General features: G+C 60.9%; 14 protein-coding genes. 3 read left to right on the top strand and 11 right to left on the bottom strand.

The window, feature by feature from the left end:
* Positions 1-41 precede the first annotated feature (41 nt).
* Positions 42-1,169, top strand: coding sequence for an acyl-CoA dehydrogenase family protein (locus RAS12_RS05515; RefSeq protein WP_306945927.1), 1,128 nt, complete (start codon positions 42-44; stop codon positions 1,167-1,169).
* A 14-nt stretch (positions 1,170-1,183) separates the two neighbouring features.
* Here RAS12_RS05515 and RAS12_RS05510 read toward each other — a convergent pair whose 3' ends face one another.
* Together RAS12_RS05510 and RAS12_RS05505 are read right to left on the bottom strand one after the other, a co-directional pair.
* Entirely contained in the window at positions 1,184-3,004 is a 1,821-nt protein-coding gene (locus RAS12_RS05510) for a glycoside hydrolase family 15 protein (RefSeq protein WP_306945925.1), read from the bottom strand.
* A 15-nt stretch (positions 3,005-3,019) separates the two neighbouring features.
* Positions 3,020-3,841: a glucose 1-dehydrogenase gene (locus RAS12_RS05505; protein WP_306945922.1), complete on the bottom strand. Its 822-nt coding sequence runs from the start codon at positions 3,839-3,841 to the stop codon at positions 3,020-3,022.
* Between the two features lie 196 nt (positions 3,842-4,037).
* Here RAS12_RS05505 and RAS12_RS05500 point away from each other — a divergent pair, with 196 nt between their 5' ends.
* On the top strand, positions 4,038-4,934 hold the full coding sequence (locus tag RAS12_RS05500) for an NAD(P)/FAD-dependent oxidoreductase (protein WP_306945920.1): 897 nt from the start codon (positions 4,038-4,040) through the stop codon (positions 4,932-4,934).
* Between the two features lie 38 nt (positions 4,935-4,972).
* Here the strand turns inward: RAS12_RS05500 and RAS12_RS05495 are convergent, their stop codons facing one another.
* The 9 genes from RAS12_RS05495 to RAS12_RS05455 form a co-directional block, all read right to left on the bottom strand.
* The gene (locus tag RAS12_RS05495) at positions 4,973-5,941 is read right to left on the bottom strand and encodes an alpha/beta hydrolase family protein (RefSeq protein WP_306945918.1); all 969 of its coding nucleotides are present in this window, start codon (positions 5,939-5,941) and stop codon (positions 4,973-4,975) included.
* A gap of 75 nt (positions 5,942-6,016) precedes the next feature.
* On the bottom strand, positions 6,017-6,736 hold the full coding sequence (locus tag RAS12_RS05490) for a hypothetical protein (RefSeq protein WP_306945916.1): 720 nt from the start codon (positions 6,734-6,736) through the stop codon (positions 6,017-6,019).
* 32 nt (positions 6,737-6,768) lie between these two features.
* Positions 6,769-7,704 (bottom strand): hypothetical protein, encoded by a 936-nt coding sequence (locus RAS12_RS05485; RefSeq protein WP_306945914.1) that lies wholly within the window; start codon positions 7,702-7,704, stop codon positions 6,769-6,771.
* A 323-nt stretch (positions 7,705-8,027) separates the two neighbouring features.
* Positions 8,028-9,758 (bottom strand): ABC transporter substrate-binding protein, encoded by a 1,731-nt coding sequence (locus tag RAS12_RS05480; protein WP_306945912.1) that lies wholly within the window; start codon positions 9,756-9,758, stop codon positions 8,028-8,030.
* A 118-nt stretch (positions 9,759-9,876) separates the two neighbouring features.
* Positions 9,877-10,185: a DUF2160 domain-containing protein gene (locus RAS12_RS05475; RefSeq protein WP_306945910.1), complete on the bottom strand. Its 309-nt coding sequence runs from the start codon at positions 10,183-10,185 to the stop codon at positions 9,877-9,879.
* 10 nt (positions 10,186-10,195) lie between these two features.
* A complete protein-coding gene (locus RAS12_RS05470; protein WP_306945908.1) occupies positions 10,196-11,008 on the bottom strand; it encodes a carbohydrate ABC transporter permease in 813 nt (270 codons plus the stop codon).
* Entirely contained in the window at positions 11,001-11,891 is an 891-nt protein-coding gene (locus RAS12_RS05465; RefSeq protein WP_306945906.1) for a carbohydrate ABC transporter permease, read from the bottom strand. The genes RAS12_RS05470 and RAS12_RS05465 overlap by 8 nt, the downstream gene beginning before the upstream one ends.
* Complete coding sequence (locus RAS12_RS05460; RefSeq protein WP_306945904.1) at positions 11,888-12,976, bottom strand: ABC transporter ATP-binding protein; 1,089 nt, start codon at positions 12,974-12,976, stop codon at positions 11,888-11,890. The genes RAS12_RS05465 and RAS12_RS05460 overlap by 4 nt, the downstream gene beginning before the upstream one ends.
* Positions 12,976-14,061 carry an ABC transporter ATP-binding protein gene (locus tag RAS12_RS05455; protein WP_306945901.1) on the bottom strand — a complete coding sequence of 362 codons (1,086 nt, stop codon included), beginning with the start codon at positions 14,059-14,061 and terminating at the stop codon, positions 12,976-12,978. The genes RAS12_RS05460 and RAS12_RS05455 overlap by 1 nt, the downstream gene beginning before the upstream one ends.
* 207 nt (positions 14,062-14,268) lie before the next feature.
* Here RAS12_RS05455 and RAS12_RS05450 point away from each other — a divergent pair, with 207 nt between their 5' ends.
* Positions 14,269-15,081, top strand: a complete 813-nt coding sequence (locus RAS12_RS05450) for a DeoR/GlpR family DNA-binding transcription regulator (protein ID WP_306945899.1) — start codon at positions 14,269-14,271, stop codon at positions 15,079-15,081.
* The last annotated feature ends 62 nt before the right edge of the window (positions 15,082-15,143 follow it).

Raw genomic sequence — 15,143 nt, 5'->3', positions numbered from 1 at the left:
AACCCGCGCCAACCCGCCCACGCATGGCCAGGAGACAAAAGATGTTGTTGACCGAAGAGCAGCAAAGCATCCAGGAAATGGCGCGCCGGTTCGCCCAAGAACGGCTTGCGCCCCATTCAGAACGCTGGGACCGTGACCATCTCTACCCCGCAGACGCTATCCAGGAAATGGCGCAGCTGGGATTCTTCGGCATGCTTGTGCCTGAAGAATGGGATGGCAACGCCAGCGGCTATATTTCTTACGCCGTAGCGCTGGAAGAAATTGCAGCAGGCAACGGCGCGTGTTCGACCATCATGAGCGTGCACAACTCGGTGGCTTGCATGCCGATCTTGAAATTCGGCACCGACGCGCAGAAAGACCAATTCTTGCGGCCCCTGGCTACCGGCGAACACATCGGCGGTTTTGCGCTGACCGAACCCCAAGCCGGTTCTGATGCCAGCAGCCTGCTCACCCGCGCACGGCGCGATGGCGACCACTACATCCTGAATGGCTCCAAACAGTTCATCACGTCGGGCAAAAGCGGCCAGACCGTGATCGTGTTCGCGGTCACTGACCCCGAGGCCGGCAAACGCGGCATTACCGCTTTCATCGTGCCCACTGACACGCCGGGTTATCAGGTGCTGCGCGTTGAAGAGAAACTGGGTCAGCACGCATCGGACACTTGCCTGATCGCGTTTGAAGAAATGCGTATCCCTGCCGCCTACCGGCTGGGCGCCGAAGGTGAAGGCTACAAGATTGCGCTGGGCAACCTGGAAGGCGGCCGCATCGGCATTGCGTCGCAGTCAGTGGGCATGGCACGCGCCGCCTTTGAGTGCGCGCGTGACTACGCCCGTGACCGCGTCGCTTTCGGCAAACCCATCATGGAACATCAGGCCGTGTCGTTCAGGCTGGCCGACATGGCTACGCAGATCCACGCGGCCCGGCAAATGGTGCTGCACGCCGCGGCATTGCGCGAAGCTGGCAGACCCGCATTGACCGAAGCATCGATGGCCAAACTGTTTGCCTCCGAAATGGCGGAAAAGGTTTGTTCGGCTGCGATCCAGACGCTGGGCGGCTACGGCTATTTGAAGGACTTTCCGGTTGAACGCATTTACCGCGATGTGCGGGTGTGCCAGATCTATGAAGGCACCAGCGACATCCAGCGGCTGGTGATTGCACGAGGCTTGTAAACCGCTTGCGCACGCTATGACTTGAGTCCGTTCTGTTCCGAGCGTTGCTGCGCGGGACCACGAGCGCGGCTCAGGTTGTAGGCTGTGTTCACCAGGCCGATATGCGAAAACCCTTGCGGAAAATTGCCGACCAGACGGCCCCTGACCACGTCGTATTCTTCGGCCAGCAAACCCAGGTCATTGCGCAAGGCTAACAAGCGCTCGAACAGTTCCTCTGCGTCATCCAGCCGGCCTTGCAGCACATACGCGTCCGCCAGCCAGAAGCTGCACGCCAGAAACACGCCTTCATCGCCCGGCAGGCCATCATCCGTTTTGTCTTGCGAATAGCGCATCAACAAACCGCCTTGCAGCAGCTCGCGTTCAATCGCTTGGACGGTGGCGGCGACACGCGGGTCACTGGCAGGCAGAAACCCCACCTGCGGAATCAGAAGCAGACTGGCGTCCAGCGCCTGCGAGCCATAGCTCTGCACAAAACTTCCGCGCGCCTTGTCAAAGCCATGTTCGCAAATATCTGCGCGAATCTGCTCACGCAGACGGCGCCATTTGCGCACCGGCCCTTGCAAGCCAAACCGTTCGCACGACTTCACCGCCCGGTCAAACGCCACCCAACACATCAGCCGCGAATGGGTGAACGCGCGAGTCGGCCCGCGCACTTCCCAGATACCGTGATCCAGTTCACGCCAACGGTCCTCCAAGGGTTCCAACAGCACATTCTGCAAGCGCCATGCCTCGCCCAAAGGTGACAGATCCGCCACGCGTGCGGCGTATAGCGTTTCAATCAGTTCGCCGTAGACATCCAACTGCAACTGCCCCGCCGCCCCGTTGCCGCAGCGCACGGGCAAGCTGCCCTCGTAGCCAGGCAGCCAGGGGATTTCCAGCTCGGGCAACCAGCGTTCGCCTGCAATGCCATACATGATCTGCAACTGGTCCGGGTGCCCTGCTACCGCCCGCAACAGCCACTGGCGCCATGCTTCCGCCTCTTCGCGATAGCCGGCATTCAGCAAGGCATACAGGGTCAGCGCCGAATCCCGCAGCCAGCAGTGCCGGTAGTCCCAATTGCGGCTGCCTCCCAGCGACTCTGGCAATGACATCGTGGGCGCAGCGATAATCCCGCCCGTCGGCTGAAACGTCAGCAATTTCAATGTAATCAGCGACCGCAACACCGCATCTCGCCGGGCATCGGCCGGGCCGGGCCATTGACAGCGCTTGGCCCATTCCTGCCACCAGGAGATCGTGCGGTCCATGCTTTCGACGCGGTCCTGCACAAAGTGCGGCGTCTTGTGAGACCGGTGATACGACAGCGTGAATGGCACCGTGCTGCCCGCGTGCACATTGAAGCGCGCGGTCGTCGTCAGGTCGTGCCCTTCCAGTTCGACCGGCGTGTGCAGCTCCACCGCGTCGGGCCCCGCAATGGCGCTAAGCCCATAGTCGCGCCGCCGCACCCAGGGCACTGCCTGCCCGTAATTGAAGCGCAGCAGCAGCTCCATATTCATCTGCACGTGACCGGATTCACCCCGCACGATACGCACCACATCGACCTGGTCATCGTTGTCGCTAAGCGGCATGAAGTCATAGACGAACGCGACGCCCGTGCTGGTTTCGTACCGGGTTTCCAGCACAGCGGTATCCGGTACATAACGGCGCGTAATCTCGCAGCGGCGCGAGCGCGGCCAGATGCGCCAACGGCCATGGCTTTCATTGCCCAGCAACGCCGCAAAACAGGCGGGCGAATCAAAGTGCGGCAAGCAAAGCCAATCGATAGAGCCGTCACGCCCCACCAAGGCGGCGGACAGCATATTGCCGATCACTCCATAGTCTTCCAGCGGCTGAGACATATAGGCGGCAATTCCCTAACCCGCGCCACGGAATTCGGGATACAGCGTCATGCCGCCATCCACGAAAAGCGTCGTGCCCGTCACATAATCCGACGCATCGCTGGCCAGCCACACGGCCGCACGCGCCACGTCCTCGGGTTCGCCAATACGTCCGTACGGAATCAGTTTCAGCAGGTTGGCCAGGCTGTCGGGCGTATCCCAGGCGGGTTGATTGATTGGCGTGCGTATCGCGCCGGGCGCGATGGAATTGACGCGCACTTTGGCGGGGCCCAGCTCCTGCGCCAGCGACTTCATCAGCATCGCGATCCCGCCTTTGGAAGCCGCGTAATTCACCTGAAAGGCCCAGGGAATGACCTCGTGCACCGAGCTGATGAAAATGATGTTTCCGGTGGCAAGCCCCTGCCGCGCGGGGTTTGCGGGATTCAACGTGAACTGTTTGGCGGCCGCCCGGGCGCACAGAAAATGCCCTGTCAGATTGACGTCGATCACGCGCTGCCAGTCGGCGAGCGTCATGTCCGCGATAGGCGCGGGTTGCTCTATACCTGCGTTGTTGATCAGGATATCCAGCCTGCCGTAGTGCGCAATGACAGCCTTGAACAGCAGGTCCACGTGATCCTCGCGGCTGATGTCAGCCGCTGCCGTCACGGCTTGCCCGCCGCTGCGTTGAATCTCTTCGACCACCGCCGCGGCCCTGGCCTGCGAATCTCCTGCCGCACGGTGATTCACCACCACTTGCGCACCGGCCGCCGCCAGCGCGATGGCGCTGGCCCGCCCTATGCCGGACGACGCGCCGGTCACCAGCGCCACACGTCCCTGAAGTTCAGAGCCTTGCTGCATGCAGCCTCCTTTGCGGCCTGGGCTTGCGAGAGCGCCGGGTCAGGCTGTCAGCTTAGTCCTGCCACCCTTGCGGCACAACCGCGGCGAACCACCGGTGCTCGACATATGAATCTTTTCAAGTTGCATGAGTTTGGATGTTTGCCCTATCATGCAACCTTTAAAGTATCTTGATAGCTGAGAAAGAGGAATCAGGTCCATGACTTACGACGTCATCATCGTGGGCGGCAGCTTTGCCGGCCTGTCGGCCGCCATGCAACTGGCACGTGCGCGGCGCCGCATTGTGCTTATCGACAGCGGCCTGCCCCGCAATCGTTACGCTCTGCACTCGCACGGATTTCTAGGGCAAGACGGCAAACCGCCCGCAGAAATCGTGCAGCAAGCCCGTGCGCAGCTAGCTCAATATCCCACCGTTAAATTCCTGGATGGTGTTGCGGCAAGCGCCAGACACCATGCTGGACTGCTGCACGTAGAGATGGCCAACGGCCAGGGAGTCGAAGGCAAACGGCTGATCTTGGCGACCGGCCTGCGCGATCAATTGCCGCCCCTGCCTGGCCTACAGGAACGATGGGGAGTGACGGTTCTGCATTGCCCCTACTGCCATGGCTACGAGATGGCCGGCAGACCGCTGGGGGTGCTGGCTGCGCATCCCATGTCGGCGCACCAGGCGATGCTGTTGCCAGACTGGGGGCCCACCACGTATTTCACGCAAGGCGAGTTCGAGCCTGACGCCGAACAAGCCGCGCTGCTAAATAAACGCGGCGTGCGTATCGAACGCACGCCCGTCGTCGAGCTGATGGGCGCCGCGCCCGCTATTGATGCCGTCAAGCTGGCCGATGGGCGCCGCATGGCGGTCAATGCGCTGTTTGTCGCCAGCAAGACCCACATGTCCAGCCCGCTGGCCCAGCAACTCGGGTGCGCTTTTACTGACGGCCCGCAAGGCCCCTTGATCCGCATGGACGAATTCCGGCAGACGACGGTGGCAGGCGTCTACGCGGCGGGCGACGCCGCCATTCCCATGAGCAATGCCACGCTGGCTAGCGCGTCGGGCGTGATGGCTGGCGTTTGCGTGCACCGGTCGCTGGTGATGGCGTAACCATCGGCATCGGATTTCAACGCGCCGGCCAGCAGCGCTCAGAGCTGGTTCTTGAAGTACTCAACCACCTTGGCATTCAAGTCCCGGTGAAACTGCTGCCGGTCAAAGCCGTCTTGGTCGCGGCAGATGTCCGGCAGCGCCTGGGCCTGCTCTGCGGAGCACGGCGCCAGGAACGCGAAGTGACCCGCGCCCTTGGCCACGTGAACCTCTGGCGCCGCGCCCAGCGCTTTGCTTATGGCGGCCACACTCGCCGGCGTAACACCGTCGCCGCCCCGCTCGGACGCCCAGAGCTGGACGGGAATGCTCACCGCTGCAAGCGACTCGGCCGAGAACGCATTTAACGGGTCCACGATTACGGCGGCCTTGATCCGGTCGTCGCGTGGATACGGCTGCTGCGGCACCTTTCCGCTGGCGATATCGCGGCACATGGGCAAGGCTTGCAAGTCTTGGCAGATGGCGAGCCCCGCCTTGAAATCCGGTACCGCGCCCGCCAACACCAATCCGGTATACCCGCCACGGGAAAACCCAAAAAGGCCGATCTTGGCGGGGTCCACATGTGCCTTCTGCGGCCAAGCGCTGGTCATGTAGTCAATCAAGCGGCGCATTTCGCGCGGGCGGGTCGAAAAAATCGATAAATAACCTTGGCGTGAGCGGTCCTGTGCGTTGTCGCCCACATGGTTGATCGCCGCCACCACAAAGCCAGCATCCGCCAAGGCTTCAGCCGTGTCGTGATGGCTCAGAAACGAACCCGAGGCGCCGTGGGATATCACGATCAATGGATGAACGCCTTCGGTCACAGCGCAGTTCAGCGCGCCGGCAGTCGTTGTTCGACCTATCTTGATCTCGCTGGCGGCGGCCGCGCACGGATACCAGACAGCGCCGCTCAAGCCTGGGCCGTTCTGGTCCATGGGCAGGTTCAGCCGCTGAAAGCCGGCGGCTTGGGACACACTGGCGGCAAACGTCAGCGATAGGAGAAATGTCAGGCGGGAAAGAGAACGCAAAATCATGACTTGAACGTACGCTGGGCGAAAGTGGCCAATGGCCGCAAGACTAACCCAGCTGCGGCTCGGACGTGGCACGAATCATGGCGGCACCTGCGACGAAATGGATTGCCCCGTTTTTACGCATGCCGAAATATCAATCAGCGTGTTTTTCTCAAGCTGTATTTTTGCGGCATCGTCCGTAGTAAGCGCATTCACTTGAGTAGGCGACAACGACTTGTACCGGCTGAACAACGCAATCAGGCTGGCTGCGTCCACCGGAGGCGGCGTCAGCTCGCCCAGTTGCCCTCTCAGTTGCGACAGAATATCTTCCGCCCCTTGCTGCAACGCGCTGGGAATGCGCGGAGAGGCTCCGCCCTGCCCGTCATACGAATTCGCCACGACGATCAAACACGACACTTTTTTGGCCGCATCGTTGTAGATGTTCCGTTGCGCCGCAAGCGCGTAGCGCGTGCCCATCACGCCAGACACGGTGGCAATTCCTGCCCCCGACGCCACTGTCGCCACATTGCCGACCAAGCCGCCCACCGCCCCGACCAACGCGCCCAACATCACGCCGTCTCCCGTCTGATACAGCGCCTTCTGCGCCTGATCCGCCTGATCCTGATAGGTCTTGCGTTGTTGGTAGAGTTTCTCCACCGTGAGCGGCACCGTCACAATTGGGCTGTTCCCCACCCGCATATCGAATCCGGATTTGACACCCGTTTCAGATCCTTTTTCAAAAACCGGATACATCGGCGGGAAGGCAGCGCACCCCGCCAACGACAACAGCGCAACGCCTGAGACGAACATTTTCATCATGGAATTCCTGCTGGCTGGATATAAGTTGGAAGTTATTGCGGCAGGCAGGCCAGCTTTGCGCTAACCATGGCGTCGGTATAGCCAGAGCGTTGCGCCAAGGCATCGATGGATGCGCGGCTGACCTCTTCAGTAATCAACGTTCTGTCATCCGCTTTCAACGGAAAGCCGCCCGGCAGAATCAGAAAGTCCAATTTGTCTTCGATACCGATGTAGGCGCGTATGTCAGTGGCGCTGGTTACGGCGCGGCCCGGCCGGCATATATCACCCGCCTTGTCCGGCGAAGACTTGAACGGCGGTTGCAACGTTTCGGACGCGCCGCAGCGTTGCGCGGCAGGGATCGGACCCGGCCGTTGCGCCGTCACCGCGCCGGTACGCAACAGCTGGTGCAGCGCAATCGACCCTTCGCCAAAGGCAGGTCCGATATCGCCAATGACCGCCTTGGTATCTTGAAAGCCCTTACCCCGTATCCAAACCACCTTGCCAAGCATTGCGGCAGATGGCGTGACGGCGACCGGCAGCGATTCCGCATCCAGATAGGCTGCGGCGCCTTGCACCGTATGCCGGATCGAGGTCGTAGACAGATAGGTTTGCACCTGCTCGCCCGCCGCGGATGCAACCACGGCGCCTGATTTCGGTATGCCTTTTCCATTGCCAACGATGTACCGGCCCGCGCCGCAGGACTGGCGCGCCTGTCCCGCCTGGTAGGGATCTACTTCAAAAGCGAATGCGCAGAACTCCTTTGTGCCCCGCGCAAAGGCGCGCTTTTCGGCAGCAAGAAAATCCTTTCTGCAATCTGCGGTATCGCACTGCACCCAACGCCCGTGCGACAAACGATTCACGCCGTTGCCGATATAAGTAAAGCCATGGTCGCCCGCTATATACGAATGCGCGCCGCCGTCAGGATTCACCGCCAGCCGCGCCCGCACCGCAATCGCGCCATCGGCAAAGGTGCGAGTGGTTAAAGACACAATGGCGTCGCCTTGCTTTCCGTTTATTTGCCCTGGCGTTCCACAATCTTGCGCCGCGCTTTGCGCGGCAAGAGGCGTGAATACACTTGCCATCACGACACACAGACCACCGATAAACGCTTGAGAGCGCATGGAAGACTCCGGGCGACACATTTTTTAACATCGGATTTACGCATGCGCATTATCCGCTCATCCTCAGCTGGCTCGGTTTGAATAGTGACCGGGGATAATCCCTAATCTCGCTATTATTCAAACTGACATAAAAGGCGCAAAAAAAAGCGCCACGACGTTCCGTGGCGCTGTATGCCCTGAACACCCAGCGGTTACCGGGCGCGCCCTTCCTTCCAGGCTTCCAACAGCTTTTCATAAGCCACGGTTTCGCCCTTGGGCTTTTCATTGGCCAGTTTCTTCCACGGCGCATGCTGGTCGGACAACCATTTGCTGGGATCGCTCTTGGGGTTCAGCTTGGGCGCGCATTGCGCCATGCCGGCCCGTTCCAGACGCGCCATGACCTGATCCATTTCATTGGCCAGGTTATCCATCGCCGCCTGCGGCGTCTTTTCACCGGTAACGGCGGTGGCGACGTTCTTCCACCACAATTGCGCAAGCTTCGGATAATCCGGCACGTTATTGCCGGTGGGCGTCCACGCCACTCGCGCAGGGCTGCGGTAAAACTCAATCAAACCGCCGTAGTTTGCCGCGTTCTTGGTGAAGAACTCGCTATTAATGTCGCTGTCCCGGATAAACGTCAGGCCGGTAATCGACTTTTTCAGCGATACGGATTTGGACGTGACGAACTGCGCGTACAACCAGGCCGCCGCCATCTTGTCCGGATTGGTGGATTTGAAGAAGGTCCACGATCCCACGTCCTGGTAGCCGTTCTGCATGCCCTCCTTCCAGTACGGACCATGGGGCGATGGCGCCATGCGCCACTTGGGCGTGCCGTCGTCATTCACCACCGGCAGCCCCTTCTTGGTCATGTCGGCAGTAAAGGCCGTGTACCAGAAGATCTGCTGGGCAATCTGGCCTTGCGCCGGAACGGGTCCGGACTCCGAGAACGTCATGCCCATTGCCTGCTGCGGCGCAAACTTCTTCATCCAGTCGATGTATTTCGTCAGCGCGTAGACCGCAGCCGGGCTGTTGGTGGCGCCGCCGCGCGATACCGATGCCCCCACTGGCGTGCATTTGTCGTCGGCCACGCGGATGCCCCATTCATCAACCGGCATGCCGTTGGGCAGGCCCTTGTCAGCGGCACCTGCCATGGATAGCCATGCGTCGGTAAAGCGCCAACCCAAGGACGGATCTTTCTTGCCGTAGTCCATGTGGCCATAGACCTTCTTGCCGTCGATTTCCTTGACGTCGTTGGAGAAGAAGGCCGCGATGTCCTCGTAGGCAGACCAGTTGGTGGGCACGCCCAGATCGTAGCCGTACTTGGCCTTGAACTTGTCCTTTAAGTCCTGCCGGGCGAACCAGTCGGCGCGGAACCAGTACACGTTGGCAAATTGCTGATCAGGCAACTGGTACAGCTTGCCGTCCGGCGCCGTGGTGAATTTGGTGCCGATGAAATCCTTGATATCCAGATTGGGGTTGGTCCATTCCTTGCCAGCGCCCGCCATATAGTCCGACAGCGGCAAAATCGCGCCGTAGCGGTAGTGGGTGCCGATCAGGTCGGAGTCCGAAATCCAGCCGTCATAGATGGACTTACCCGACTGCATGGACGTTTGCAGCTTTTCAACGACGTCGCCTTCCTGAATGAGATCGTGGTTGACTTTGATGCCGGTGATTTCCGCAAACGCTTTGGCCAGCGTCTTGGATTCGTACTCGTGCGTGGTGATGGTTTCAGACACCACGCTGATTTCATTGACACCCTTGGCCTTCAACTTGGCCGCGGCGTCAATGAACCATTTCATTTCGGCCAGCTGCTGGTCTTTGCTCAGGGTTGAGGGTTGGAACTCCGAATCGACCCACTTCTTCGCTTCCGGCTCTCCGGCCCATGCCCCTGACGTTCCGATCAGGGCGATAGCGGCCGCCATGGCGTGCATGCGCAATTTCATGACCTGTCTCCTCGAAAAGTCTTCCCCTTGTCGTGCTGCGGACCGCTGGCCGGGGAAGACGCTGGCCGATAGTCCTTTCCCTGAAACACTAGAACTACGCGAGGGGTCTGACGCCCCTTCAGCCTTTTCTCATGATGAAAGCCAGCAGCAGCATCGACAGCACAAAGCTGATCCACACCGACGGCGGCTCATCCAGCGAAAACCATTCCACCGCTTTCTGTCCAAACCCGAGAAACGCCAGGTTGAGCCAGGCTGCGGCCATCAAACCAATAAACAGGCGGTCGCCGCGCGTCGTGCGCAACGGCAGAAAACCCTTGCGCTCGATAGTGGGCGACTTCATTTCCCACACCGTCATGCCGATCAGCATCAGCACGATGCAACTGAAGAACACGGCGACAGGAGTGGTCCAGACCATCCAGCTGAACATGGCGCGCCTCCTATACGCGGCCCATCGCGAAACCCTTCGCGATGTAATGCCGCACGAACCAGATGACGATGCCGCCCGGCACGATGGTCAATACGCCCGCCGCGGCCAGTACCCCCCAATCCATCCCGGATGCAGAAACGGTGCGTGTCATCGTGGCGACGATGGGTTTGGCGTTGACCGAGGTCAGGGTGCGCGCCAGCAGCAACTCCACCCAGCTGAACATGAAGCAGAAGAACGCCGCCACGCCCACGCCCGACTTGATCAGCGGCAAAAAGATCGTCAGGAAAAAGCGCGGAAACGAATAGCCATCGACGTAGGCGGTTTCATCGATCTCGCGCGGCACGCCAGACATGAAGCCTTCCAGAATCCATACGGCCAACGGCACGTTGAACACCAGATGCGCCAGCGCCACCGCCAGATGCGTGTCCATCAGCCCGACCGAGCTGTAGAGCTGAAAAAACGGCAGCAGGAAGACCGCAGGCGGCGTCATGCGGTTGGTCAGCAGCCAGAAGAACACGTGCTTGTCGCCAATGAAGCGGTAGCGTGAAAACGCATAGGCGGCGGGCAACGCCACCGCGAGCGAGATCACGGTATTGATGACGACATAGATCAATGAATTGATATAGCCGGAATACCACGCCGGGTCCGTGAAGATGGTCCGGTAGTGCTCGAAGGTGAAGTCGCGCGGCCATAGCGTCAGCGTGCTGACGATCTCGGTATTGGTCTTGAACGACATGTTCAGCATCCAATACAGCGGCAGGATGGCGAACACCAGGTACAGCGTCAGGAAGGCGCCGCGCCACCAGGTGGAGTTGTCACGCATTTGCACGCTCCTCGTCGACGCCGCCCGCGGTGCCGGCGCGCTGCATCCAGCTATAGAGGATGAAACACAGCAGCAGAATGATCAGGAAGTAGATGATTGAAAACGCGGCCGCCGGGCCCAGATCAAATTGGCCGACTGCCTTTTGCGTCAGGTATTGCGACAGAAAGGTGGTGGCGTTGCCCGGCCCGCCGCCCGTCAGGACGAAGGGCTCGGTGTAGATCATGAAGCTGTCCATAAAGCGCAGCAGCACCGCAATCATCAGCACGCCGCGCATTTTGGGCAATTGGATGTAGCGGAACACCGCGAAGCGGGACGCGCCATCGATGCGCGCCGCCTGGTAATAGGCGTCGGGAATGGCGCGCAAGCCCGCATAACACAGCAGCGCGACCAGCGGCGTCCAGTGCCACACGTCCATCACCAGTACCGTGACCCAGGCGTCCACATCGTTGCCGGTGTAGTTGTAGTCCACGCCCAACCACGTCAAGGCAGCCCCGAGCAGGCCAATGTCGGTGCGGCCAAACACCTGCCAGATGGTGCCGACCACGTTCCACGGAATCAGCAAAGACAGCGCAATGATCACCAGCACCGCAGACGCCCGCCAGCCGCCAGCGGGCATGGACAAGGCCAGCAGGATGCCCAAGGGAATCTCAATAGCCAGCACCGCCAGTGAAAAGCCAATCTGCCGGAACAAGGCGCCATGCAGCTCTTCGTCTTGCAAGACGGCGGCAAACCATTCGGTGCCGACAAAGACGCGCCGCTCCGGCGAAATAATGTCCTGCACCGAGTAGTTGACGATCGTCATCAAGGGCAGGATGGCGGAAAACGCCACGCACAACACAACGGGCAGGACCAGGAACCAGGCCCGGTGATCGATGGGTTTCATGGGATCAGCGCCTCGTCGCGATAAAAGCAGGTGTGCGGGTTCAGCACCGACAGCCATACCGTGCCCCCTGCCGCAACAGGGACGATATTGCTGCCCAGGCGGGCGCGCACGGGGGTGCCTTCAAAGTCGGCCACCAGCAAGGTATAGGTGCCCACATCTTGCACACGGTCCACGCGCATCGGCACGGCGCCCGTTGCGCCTGGCTCCGTCACGCGCAGGTATTCGGGACGCACGCCCAGCTTGACCGGACCCGCGCCTGCCAGCGTGGCGGCCAGTTCGCCGCCTATGCCGTCAACGCGGCTTTGCCCCACAGTCAAAACGCCGTCACGCCATTGGGCGGGCAGAAAATTCATGCCGGGCGATCCGATGAAATGGCCGACAAAGGTATGCGCCGGACGCTCAAACAGATCATCTGCGGTGCCCACCTGGACTGCACGGCCGCGCGCCATCACCATGACCTGATCCGCAAAGGTCAGCGCCTCGGTCTGGTCGTGTGTGACGTAGATCAGCGTCAGCTTGAACTCGTGGTGGATTTCTTTGAGCTTGCGGCGCAGTTCCCACTTCAGCTGGGGGTCGATCACCGTCAGCGGTTCATCAAACAAAATAGCCGACACGTCGCTGCGCACGAGCCCGCGTCCCAGCGAGATCTTCTGTTTGGCGTCAGCGGTCAGCCCGCTTGCGCGGCGGTTCAACACGGCAGACATTTCCAGCATCTCGGCAATGCGGCCCACGCGTTCGCGGATGCGGTCTGCGGGAATCCCGCGGTTGCGCAACGGAAACGCCAGATTCTCGGCCACCGTCATCGTGTCGTACACGACCGGAAACTGGAACACCTGCGCGATGTTGCGCGCCTGCGGCGTCTTGGCGGTAACGTCCTGGCCGTCGAACAGAATGCGGCCGTGCGAGGGGCGCAGCAGGCCAGACACGCAATTGAGCAGCGTGGTCTTGCCGCAGCCGGATGGGCCCAGCAAGGCATAGGCGCCGCCGTCCTCGAACGTGAACCGCAAGGGCAGCAAGGCGTAGTCCTCGTCGGTCTTGGGGTCGGCGACGTAGGAATGGGACAGGTCGAGTTCGATCTGCGACATCAGGCCACCTCGCCCGCTCCGGCAGGCTGGCGGGGAGCCGCCAGCAGCGCGCCGTTGGCCCCGAAGGCATAGGTCTGGGCAGGATCGAAATACAGTTGCACCCGCTCGTCCAGCTTGTAGCGATGCACGCCGGGCAACTGCGCGACGACATCGCCCGCCGCCGTCCGCGCATGAACGAACGTGTCAGATCCAGAAATCTCGGCCAGTTTCACCACGCCGGGCAAGCCGATATGGCCAGGCCGCGCTTCGATATCCAGGGCGCCCGCGCGCAAACCAGCGGTGAGTTCGGGGCCGGCATCCTGCGGCATCTCCCGGTCAACGTTCAGATCGCCTTGCAGCACAAATCCGCTTTCGCTGCGCCGGGCTGCGAACAGGTTCATAGGCGGGTCGCTGAAGGCGCGCGCCACCCGGATGGAGTTGGGTCGATGGAATACCTCGGCCGTGGGGCCGTATTGCAGCAGCTCACCGGCGTCGAGCACTGCCGTGTGGCCTCCCAGCAACAGAGCCTCGCCCGGTTCGGTCGTGGCGTATACGACCGTAGAGCGGCCTTCGGCGAACAATTCGGAAAGTTCGTCGCGCAATTCTTCGCGCAGCTTGTAATCCAGATTGACCAGAGGCTCGTCCAGCAATATCAGCGGGGCATCCTTGGCCAGCGCGCGGGCCAGCGCCACGCGCTGCTGCTGTCCGCCCGATAGTTCAGACGGATAGCGTTCCAACAAATGGTCGATGTGCAGACGCGCGGCCATGGCGCGCACTTTTTCGCGCACGTCCCCTGCCCCCCGCAGTTTCAGCGGTGACGCGATGTTGTCGTAGACCGACATCGAGGGATAGTTGATGAACTGCTGATACACCATGGCCACATTGCGGCGGCGCACCGGGACGCCGGTGACATCAGCGCCATCGGCCAGGACCCGGCCTTCGGTGGGCCGGTCCAGCCCGGCCATGATGCGCATCAGCGAGGTTTTGCCCGCCAAGGTCACCCCCAGCAATACCGTCATAGCGCCCGGAACGGGAGCCAGGCTCATGGGATACAGGTGCGTCTGCGAGCCGGCGCGCAACGCAATCCTGTCCAGGGTCAGCTGCATCTAGTCTCCTCTACCTACTTATACGTCCCTGTTTTTTACGGACTTCGGTATTCGGTACAGCGTCGCAACCTGCGCTTAAACGAGCAACAGGATGAGCATACTCTTTCAGATGGCTTTCGTTTTTTGTGCGTTTTACTCAAGAAGCGAACAAAAAACAATCTTGCAGTGCGGCATTATTTTTCGCTTTTGTTGTTTTATGATACGAACATGACATTGAATCCACGACAGAGCGCCTTGATCGAAATGGTGCGGGCCCAGGGCTCGGCATCCATCGAAGAGCTCGCCAAACGCTTTGACGTCACGCTGCAAACTGTGCGGCGGGATGTGAATATTCTTTCGGAAGCCGGCCTGTTGTCGCGCTTTCATGGCGGTGTGCGCATTGAAGCGTCCACCATCGAGAACATTGCCTACCGCAAGCGCCAAGGGCTGCATGCAGCGGGCAAGCAGCGCATTGCCGAAGCGGTGGCGCGCGCCGTGCCTGACGGCTGTTCGCTGATCCTGAATATTGGGACTACCACCGAAGCCATCGCGCGCGCCCTGCTGCGCCATCGTGGCTTGCGCGTGATTACGAACAATCTGCATGTGGCGGACATTCTTTCCGACAACCCCGATTGCGAGGTCATCGTGGCCGGCGGCGTCGTGCGTTCTCGCGATCGCGGCATTGTGGGCGAAGCCACGATGGACTTCATCCGCCAGTTCAAGGTGGATATCGGGCTGATCGGCATTTCGGGTATCGAAGCCGACGGCACGCTGCGCGACTACGACTTTCGCGAAGTGCGCGTGGCCCGCACCATCATCGAACAATCGCGCGAAGTCTGGCTGGCCGCCGACAGCAGCAAGTTCAAGCGCCAGGCCATGGTGGAACTGGCGCATATCTCACAGATAGACCGTTTCTTTACCGACGCGCATCCGCAGGAACCGTTGGCCCAAGTGCTGCTCGACTCGGGCGTGCGTTGCGAGGTCGCCGCGGCGCCGAACGCGCCCGCCGGCAACGCGCATACCGAGACATCCGACGACTGACCGGGCTCGCCGCAACCGGCCCCTGGACACGAAACACCGAAGACTTAACGAGCGGCGCCGCC

The sequence above is a fragment of the Achromobacter seleniivolatilans genome, assembly GCF_030864005.1.
GTDB classification, from domain to species: domain Bacteria; phylum Pseudomonadota; class Gammaproteobacteria; order Burkholderiales; family Burkholderiaceae_B; genus Achromobacter; species Achromobacter seleniivolatilans.
The sequence above is the reverse complement of the archived record's forward strand: the minus strand, read 5'-3'. Positions and strand labels throughout refer to the sequence as shown.

What these genes read in the sequence shown, in the direction of transcription:
- RAS12_RS05515 (WP_306945927.1), top strand. Translation starts at nt 42, where the DNA reads ATGTTGTTGACCGAAGAGCAGCAAAGCATCCAGGAAATGGCGCGCCGG.
- RAS12_RS05510 (WP_306945925.1), bottom strand. Translation starts at nt 3,004, where the DNA reads ATGTCTCAGCCGCTGGAAGACTATGGAGTGATCGGCAATATGCTGTCC.
- RAS12_RS05505 (WP_306945922.1), bottom strand. Translation starts at nt 3,841, where the DNA reads ATGCAGCAAGGCTCTGAACTTCAGGGACGTGTGGCGCTGGTGACCGGC.
- RAS12_RS05500 (WP_306945920.1), top strand. Translation starts at nt 4,038, where the DNA reads ATGACTTACGACGTCATCATCGTGGGCGGCAGCTTTGCCGGCCTGTCG.
- RAS12_RS05495 (WP_306945918.1), bottom strand. Translation starts at nt 5,941, where the DNA reads ATGATTTTGCGTTCTCTTTCCCGCCTGACATTTCTCCTATCGCTGACG.
- RAS12_RS05490 (WP_306945916.1), bottom strand. Translation starts at nt 6,736, where the DNA reads ATGATGAAAATGTTCGTCTCAGGCGTTGCGCTGTTGTCGTTGGCGGGG.
- RAS12_RS05480 (WP_306945912.1), bottom strand. Translation starts at nt 9,758, where the DNA reads ATGAAATTGCGCATGCACGCCATGGCGGCCGCTATCGCCCTGATCGGA.
- RAS12_RS05475 (WP_306945910.1), bottom strand. Translation starts at nt 10,185, where the DNA reads ATGTTCAGCTGGATGGTCTGGACCACTCCTGTCGCCGTGTTCTTCAGT.
- RAS12_RS05470 (WP_306945908.1), bottom strand. Translation starts at nt 11,008, where the DNA reads ATGCGTGACAACTCCACCTGGTGGCGCGGCGCCTTCCTGACGCTGTAC.
- RAS12_RS05465 (WP_306945906.1), bottom strand. Translation starts at nt 11,891, where the DNA reads ATGAAACCCATCGATCACCGGGCCTGGTTCCTGGTCCTGCCCGTTGTG.
- RAS12_RS05460 (WP_306945904.1), bottom strand. Translation starts at nt 12,976, where the DNA reads ATGTCGCAGATCGAACTCGACCTGTCCCATTCCTACGTCGCCGACCCC.
- RAS12_RS05455 (WP_306945901.1), bottom strand. Translation starts at nt 14,061, where the DNA reads ATGCAGCTGACCCTGGACAGGATTGCGTTGCGCGCCGGCTCGCAGACG.
- RAS12_RS05450 (WP_306945899.1), top strand. Translation starts at nt 14,269, where the DNA reads ATGACATTGAATCCACGACAGAGCGCCTTGATCGAAATGGTGCGGGCC.